Raw genomic sequence first — 7,113 nt, forward strand, 5'->3', positions numbered from 1 at the left:
ATAATAACTATATTTTTGGAGTACGATTCAATGGGATTCAAACTCATACCAACCATAATTTCAGTATCACTTACCCTTATTATTTGGTTTCTCATTCCAATTCCGCAAGATGTTTCTGCAAATGCTTGGCTTCTATTTGCGATGTTTATTGGTGTTATTTCAGCCATTATTGGTAAAGCAATGCCTATTGGTGCAATTTCGATTATCGCGATAGCACTGGTCGCGATTACCCGAGTAACAGCAGATAACCCTAGCGATGCCATCAAAGATGCTTTAAGTGGCTTTGCTAACCCTCTTATTTGGTTGATTGGTATATCCATCATGATTTCAAAAGGGTTACAAAAAACAGGGCTAGGTGCACGACTAGGTTATTACTTTATTGCAGTTTGGGGTAAAAGAACCATTGGTATTGGCTATAGCCTTGCATTATCTGAACTCATTCTTGCACCTGTTACCCCAAGTAATACAGCACGTGGAGGCGGAATTATTCACCCTATCGTGCGCTCGATTGCAACGAGTTTTGACTCAGATCCAGAAAAAGGCACTGAAGGTAAAATTGGTAAATATCTTGCTTTGGTCAATTACCATTCAAATCCTATTACTTCTGCCATGTTTATTACGGCTACTGCACCCAACCCTTTAGTCGTTGAACTCATTGCGAAAGCGACCAATAGTCAAATCCATTTGAGTTGGACCACATGGGCATTAGCAATGGTTTTACCAGGTGTTGTTGCATTAGCATTTATGCCGATTGCGCTTTACTTTATGTACCCACCTGAAATTAAAAAAACACCAAATGCTGCACAATTTGCCAAAGACCGTTTACAAGAAATGGGTCCCATTACCTTACATGAAATGATTATGTTGGCTGTATTTGGAATTTTATTATTACTCTGGGCAGGTATTCCTGCCATGTTGTTGGGTGATATGTGGACTTTAGACCCAACTACAACCGCGTTTATTGGTTTATCACTCCTTCTGCTTACAGGAGTTTTAACTTGGGATGATGTCTTAACTCAAAAGAGTGCATGGGATACAGTAACTTGGTTTGCTGCATTGGTCATGATGGCGACCTTTTTAAATAAGCTCGGCTTAATCGCTTGGTTTTCTGGTGTTTTACAAACTAGCATTGGACAGCTTGGCTTAACGTGGGTTCCTGCTTCCATGCTTTTACTATTTGCTTATATGTACGCTCACTATATTTTTGCCAGTACTACTGCACATATTACCGCTATGTTTTCAGCATTCTACATTGCAGGTATCGCACTAGGTGCTCCTCCAATGTTCTTTGCACTGATTATGGCAGCAGCATCAAGCATTATGATGACGCTGACTCATTATGCGACAGGTACATCCCCTATTATTTATGGTTCAGGTTATACAACGCTTGGTGAATGGTGGAAAGCTGGTTTTGCTATGAGCATTATCAATATAGCTATTTTTATTGTATTGGGCGGACTTTGGTGGAAGATGCTGGGCTATTGGTAATTTAATATCTATAACAAAATTAAAATTTTATAAGTATAGTTATATCTATACAACCTGCCCCCTGAATAAGGGGGCTTTTTAATATCTGTCCATTACAGAAACTTCGTTATAATTTTACTCACTGAATAAAAATATATTTGATTAATTAGACTCGATGTCATAGACCCAATTATGCGCTTGCTTATCTGTTGTTGTTTCACAGACATAGTAGTCATGAGGCACTGTTGCAAATAGGCTGACATGATAAGCTAAATATCTTATTTATTTCGAGATACAGCAGATGAATCCCTTCCACGGTCGGCACTTTCAAGGTGAAATCATTCTTTGGGCTGTTCGTTGGTATTGTAAATATGGCATCAGCTATCGTGAACTTCAAGAAATGCTCGCTGAACGAGGCATAAATGTGGATCACAGTACAATTTATCTTTGGGTTCAGCGTTATGCTCCAGAAATGGAAAAACGGTTACGCTGGTATTGGCGTAATCCTACAGATTTACATTCATGGCATATGGATGAGACTTATATCAAAGTGAAGGGGCGATGGACTTACCTGTATCGTGCAGTTGATCAACGGGGTCATACGATTGACTTTTACCTTTCCGCTAGACGGAACAGTAAATCAGCCTATAGTTTTCTAGGAAAGATCTTCAATACGGTGAAAAAATGGCAAATTCCACGGGTCATCAATACAGATAAAGCAGCGACCTATGGCCATGCTTTATCACGATTAAAGCGAGAAGGAAAATGTCCAGTAGATATTGAGCACAGGCAGATTAAGTATAAAAATAATGTCATTGAATGTGATCATGGTAAGTTAAAGCGAATCATCAGGGCCACATTAGGATTCAAATCTATGAAGACGGCTTATGCCACAATTAAAGGTATTGAAGTCATGCGTGCACTACGTAAAGGACAAGCATCGTCATTTTTTATGGTCAGCCTCAGGGTGAAGTGTGTCTAATCAACAGGGTTTTCGGTCTCTAAGCACTTTTTAAAGGGAACATCATCGACTCAAATCTCTATTTGCAACAGTGCCAAAACGACTGCTATTTCCTTTACTGCGGCAGGCAATAATTTTGAATTAGCACTGGCTGTAGCGATTGCCACTTTTGGATTAGCTTCACCTGTAGCTTTCACAACAGTGATTGGACCGCTTGTTGAAGTGCCTGTATTGATTGCCTTAGTGACAGTTTCGCTATGGCTTAGAAAAAAAGTTTTTAAAGAAGTATGAATCAAAAGAGTATTTAGATTTCCTAAAATTAACATAATACACCTTATACAAAACTAAAAATGGGAGCTTTAAGCTCCCATTTTTGCTGAGTTTTTCAATTTTTAGGTAGTAGCCTAGGCTTCAATAAATTACGCACCTAAACGCATTAACTTTTCTTGAATCGCATCACTGACAAAGGCATTTAGAGAATTACTTGATGCTAAAACCGCCTTACGGTGCAATTCAGGGCTAATACGGACATTAAAAGTGCCTTTGAATGGTTGATCAGGAGATTTTCCTAGTTCAGCACATGATTCTAAATAGCCGTCTACAGATTCCTGAAAAGCTTTCTCAAGGGCTTTTAAAGTTTCCGCTTCATAGGTGATAAGATCACGAATAAAAGCAAGTTTTCCAAATAACTCACCTGTTTCAAGATCAGGCTCAATTGTTCCAAGATAACCTTTGTATTTTAAATAGCTCATAAAAATCCCTCCTGCTTGAGTGCCTGTTTTACAGCTTTCAATGCCCCACCTTTGATTTCATTTTCAGGGTGTGGTCTATGCAGTAAAATCATATGTTCAGTTTTTTCATTAAAAAACCGAACACGAGAGCCTGCCATTTCAAATTTTTCATAGCCGAGCTGGCTCAGTAAAACGACTAAATCTTTATATGGAAACGTATTTTTTGAATTTCCAAATTTTTCCAATAACTTTTCCGTTTTACCCATATTTTAGCCCTACTCAGTTACGACTAAGTATAGTCCCCTGAAATTAAAAAATGCAACTGAATTTAGTTGCATTTCATATAATGAACCGTACCGGGTTTGTCGGAGACTTTTTATTTAAGTTAGGCCACCTGACCTAACGGGTTAATCTTATCATAGTACATTGCTTCAAACTCAAAAGGCGATACATAACCGAGTGCACTATGTACACGCTTTTTATTGAACCAATCTACCCAATTTAATGTCGCAAGTTGTACATCCGCTAAACCTTGCCAATCTGCTTTTAAATATTCAATCACCTCTGTTTTGTATAACCCATTCACTGTTTCAGCCAAAGCATTATCGTATGAATCACCGGTCGTACCGACTGATGCTCGTAAATTTGCTGCTTCTAAACGATTGGTATAGCGAATGGCTTTGTTGCATAAATATGTAAGCATCTGATTTAAATAAATTTAATTTTGGATCAAAAAATAATCAAAACTTTTAAAATCATATAGTTATGAAATCTTTGTGCAACAAAGCCATTAAAAATAACCATTACTTACATTTTTTTGATTACAAAATATAATGAGTAAATTGCTTCCCATTTCATACATTTTTCATATATAAAAAGTCATACTATTTTTAAGGTTTTTCTAAATCACATTTTATACTTCATAGTTTTTAACATCATTATTAAAGGTGAACCATGCAAAAGAAGAAGCGCACCCCATTAGACGCACAACAGTCCCATCTTTGGATTATTGGTGGTGGTATCGCAGGTATGGCTGCTGCTGCATTTGCAATCCGTGATGCCAAAGTCCCTGCCAAAAATATCCATATATTAGAAGAACTCGATATTTCAGGTGGTTCGATGGATGGTGGACATACACCGCATGCCGCGCAAGCTTGGGTAACACGTGGTGGGCGAATGCTGACCGATGAAACTTATTTGTGCCTATGGGACTTATTTTCCAGTATTCCATCTTTGGAAAATCCAGACATTTCGGTGCGTGAAGAATGTCGTGAGTTTAATGAAAAAGTGAAAACCCACGCCAATGCACGGTTGATTGATGCCGAACATGTCATTGCGGATGCAGCAAAGCTTGGTCTGAATACGCTACATCGTGCACAGATGCTGCGCCTATTAGCTTCAAAAGAAGAAAAAATTGGCAGTCGCCGCATTGATGAGTTTTTTGATGAAACCTTTTTTGAAACCAATTTCTGGCGCATGTGGCGCACGACTTTCGCTTTTCAAAAATGGCACAGTGCAGCAGAGTTAAGACGCTATTTCTTGCGTTTTATTCAAGAATTGCCACGCATTCATACCTTAGCGGGTGTGAAACGTACCAAGTACAACCAATATGACTCGATGATTCTGCCCCTACAGCGTTGGTTAGTCGCACAAGGCGTCGATGTGCGTTTTGGACACTATGTCACAGATGCAGACTTCATTACCAATGCTGAAACTCAAGAACGCTACGCTTCACGCCTATATGTACAATTGCCTGAAGGCTCAGAGCAAATTAATCTGAAAGCCAATGATTTAGCTATTTTCACTTTAGGCTCTATTACAGCAGACTCACGTTATGGCGGTAATCATGACGTGCCTGCCCTTATTCGTCATCGAGAAGATCATGGCTGGACGCTTTGGGAAACGCTGGCACAAAAAGCCCCAGACTTTGGCCGTCCAATGACTTTTTATGGCAATGTCGATGAACATAAGTGGGAGTCTTTCACTCTGACCATGAAAGATGACGTGCTACTTAAACGTATTATTGACTATACAGGCAATGAACCAGGCACAGGCGCACTCATGACTTGGTATGAGTCGGGTTGGCATTTATCCATAGTGGTTCCTGCACAGCCACACTTTGCCGACTTACCTGAAGGTTTATATACCTTATGGGGCTACGGTTTCCAAATTGACCATATAGGCGATTACATCAAAAAACCAATGTCCGAAGCCACGGGGCAAGAAATCCTAACAGAACTGATTAAACAGCTCGGTTTTGACGACATTTTAGATCATGTTTTGGCAACGACGGATGTTACCACAGCCATGATGCCATACGCCTCTGCCCTATTCGCCTGCCGTAAACCGGGGGATCGTCCACAGGTAATTCCACAAGGCTCACAAAACTTTGCTTTCCTTGGACAGTTTGTGGAAATTGAAGATGACGTGGTCTTTACTGTGGAATATTCAGTTCGTGGGGCGATGCTTGCCATTTATGAATTTTTTGGGGTGGAACGTGAAATCCCTGAAATTTACAACGGTCTACTTGATCCCAAAGTGGGTTTAAAAGCTTTAGAAACAGTGTTCCACTAAGTTTTTAATATATAGCGATACGAGCACCTTTATGTCGCCACTATTACATAGTTTAATTTAAGCAACGTTTGGATACACGAGTGTGGCAGGGATGCCACACGTTATCCATCATAATAGGGATGTTATGTATGGGTAACAAAGGCTTTTGCTTTCTTTTGGCTTATCAAAAGTAAGGTTATTGTCTACGTAAACATCTTTTATACTTTATTAAAAAGTTGAGGCGGTGTACGTACCTAATTTTAAATCACATAAACAGGAAAATTATATAAAACTTTATACGTCATTAGTAGATCTCTTTCATAAATCATTTTTCACTCAACTCCAAGTTATAGATTCCAGTAATTAAACTGAATCTCAAACCCAGTCTTTTACCTCTATTTCGGTAACGTCCAGCAAGAATTTTAAAGGTCTTCAGGCGACCAAATACATGCTCGATCCCGATTCTTCTTTTGTTGATTTCCTGATTATAGATTTTGAGTTCAGGATCCAATTTACAGCGTCTTTTGGCTTTTAACGACAACAGGCTATTAGGATACACAGCATAAATTCCCTGGTAGCCTTTATCTGCAAGGATAAAAGCTCCAGATGGAATCTGCTTTAAATTGCGTTTGAATAGCTCGAAGTCATGCACCGTACCGCGATCAGTGCATAAACTCAGAATTTGCTGAGTTTTATAATGGATGATGGCCTGTACTTTAAAGGTATGCGTCTTTTTCTTGCCACTATAGCTTTTCTTCTGTTTTTTTAGGCCTTTGAATTGGAATTTCTGTGGCATCCAGGATCACCACATTCCAGTCTATGCTTTCGCCTTCGGGCAAATTCTTCGGTAAATTAAACAGCTTGGACTGAAGCAGACAATCTTCAACATGACGTACAATTCTTGAGGCTGTAGGCTCTGAAACCCCGTAACTCGTAGCAATGTGAAATAAGGTTCGGTATTCCCGCCAATAGCTCAGACAGAGCAGAACCTGATCCTCCAGACTTAATTTGGGTGGTCTGCCTTTAGCTGGAACATGCTTCTGCAATTGCTCAACCATTAAATAAAAGGTTGACCATGAGATGCCTGTATATCGCTTAAACTGTGTTTCAGAAAGCTTCTTGAATCAATGTATTTCATCCGTAGATTATGCACGAATGCTAAGAAAATTAGAGTACAAATATCAATCAAAAAGGTGCTCGTTTTTTGATTTATGAAAGAGATCTATTAGATATGATATAAGCAAAATAAGTACTATTTAGATTCTGGTTCTAAAGGGCGTTGTTGTACAAAGATTTGAAATGCAAAGCGCCCCTAATTGAGCCAAATTTAAGGCGTAACTTGGGTAAGTGGTCGACCTAATTCCGTAAATTTGTTGAGGACTGCTACACGTGCATGAATTT

The 7,113-nt window shown here is 39.2% G+C and carries 6 protein-coding genes and 3 pseudogenes; 4 read left to right on the forward strand and 5 right to left on the reverse strand.

Annotation, left to right across the window (positions count from 1 at the left end; translation table 11 throughout):
- Positions 1-30: 30 nt before the first annotated feature.
- The 3 genes and pseudogenes from AVJ19_RS19880 to AVJ19_RS19890 form a co-directional block, all read left to right on the forward strand.
- Positions 31-1,488, forward strand: a complete 1,458-nt coding sequence (locus AVJ19_RS19880; RefSeq protein ID WP_004695721.1) for a DASS family sodium-coupled anion symporter — start codon at positions 31-33, stop codon at positions 1,486-1,488.
- A 280-nt stretch (positions 1,489-1,768) separates the two neighbouring features.
- A pseudogene (locus tag AVJ19_RS19885) lies at positions 1,769-2,472 on the forward strand (IS6 family transposase).
- A 43-nt stretch (positions 2,473-2,515) separates the two neighbouring features.
- Positions 2,516-2,719 (forward strand): annotated as a pseudogene (locus tag AVJ19_RS19890) (arsenic resistance protein); the annotation flags it as partial.
- Between the two features lie 128 nt (positions 2,720-2,847).
- Here AVJ19_RS19890 and AVJ19_RS19895 read toward each other — a convergent pair.
- The 3 genes and pseudogenes from AVJ19_RS19895 to AVJ19_RS19905 form a co-directional block, all read right to left on the reverse strand.
- Entirely contained in the window at positions 2,848-3,180 is a 333-nt protein-coding gene (locus tag AVJ19_RS19895) for a type II toxin-antitoxin system HicB family antitoxin (RefSeq protein WP_004812232.1), read from the reverse strand.
- Positions 3,177-3,425 (reverse strand): type II toxin-antitoxin system HicA family toxin, encoded by a 249-nt coding sequence (locus tag AVJ19_RS19900; protein ID WP_004812233.1) that lies wholly within the window; start codon positions 3,423-3,425, stop codon positions 3,177-3,179. Before AVJ19_RS19900 ends, AVJ19_RS19895 begins: the two co-directional genes overlap by 4 nt.
- Positions 3,426-3,544: 119 nt before the next feature.
- Positions 3,545-3,838: pseudogene (locus tag AVJ19_RS19905) on the reverse strand (integrase core domain-containing protein); the annotation flags it as partial.
- A 275-nt stretch (positions 3,839-4,113) separates the two neighbouring features.
- Here AVJ19_RS19905 and AVJ19_RS19910 point away from each other — a divergent pair.
- Positions 4,114-5,733 carry an oleate hydratase gene (locus AVJ19_RS19910; RefSeq protein WP_004726755.1) on the forward strand — a complete coding sequence of 540 codons (1,620 nt, stop codon included), beginning with the start codon at positions 4,114-4,116 and terminating at the stop codon, positions 5,731-5,733.
- Between the two features lie 304 nt (positions 5,734-6,037).
- Here AVJ19_RS19910 and AVJ19_RS22365 read toward each other — a convergent pair whose 3' ends face one another.
- Together AVJ19_RS22365 and AVJ19_RS22920 are read right to left on the reverse strand one after the other, a co-directional pair.
- Positions 6,038-6,508: a transposase family protein gene (locus tag AVJ19_RS22365; RefSeq protein WP_213067271.1), complete on the reverse strand. Its 471-nt coding sequence runs from the start codon at positions 6,506-6,508 to the stop codon at positions 6,038-6,040.
- The gene (locus AVJ19_RS22920) at positions 6,456-6,770 is read right to left on the reverse strand and encodes a transposase family protein (protein ID WP_111861292.1); all 315 of its coding nucleotides are present in this window, start codon (positions 6,768-6,770) and stop codon (positions 6,456-6,458) included. The genes AVJ19_RS22365 and AVJ19_RS22920 overlap by 53 nt, the downstream gene beginning before the upstream one ends.
- Between the last annotated feature and the right edge of the window lie 343 nt (positions 6,771-7,113).

Source organism: Acinetobacter sp. CFCC 10889 (assembly GCF_003268395.1).
In the GTDB taxonomy this organism is placed as follows: Bacteria; Pseudomonadota; Gammaproteobacteria; order Pseudomonadales; family Moraxellaceae; genus Acinetobacter.

What these genes read in the sequence shown, in the direction of transcription:
- AVJ19_RS19880 (WP_004695721.1), top strand. Translation starts at nt 31, where the DNA reads ATGGGATTCAAACTCATACCAACCATAATTTCAGTATCACTTACCCTT.
- AVJ19_RS19895 (WP_004812232.1), bottom strand. Translation starts at nt 3,180, where the DNA reads ATGAGCTATTTAAAATACAAAGGTTATCTTGGAACAATTGAGCCTGAT.
- AVJ19_RS19900 (WP_004812233.1), bottom strand. Translation starts at nt 3,425, where the DNA reads ATGGGTAAAACGGAAAAGTTATTGGAAAAATTTGGAAATTCAAAAAAT.
- AVJ19_RS19910 (WP_004726755.1), top strand. Translation starts at nt 4,114, where the DNA reads ATGCAAAAGAAGAAGCGCACCCCATTAGACGCACAACAGTCCCATCTT.
- AVJ19_RS22365 (WP_213067271.1), bottom strand. Translation starts at nt 6,508, where the DNA reads ATGCCACAGAAATTCCAATTCAAAGGCCTAAAAAAACAGAAGAAAAGC.
- AVJ19_RS22920 (WP_111861292.1), bottom strand. Translation starts at nt 6,770, where the DNA reads ATGGTTGAGCAATTGCAGAAGCATGTTCCAGCTAAAGGCAGACCACCC.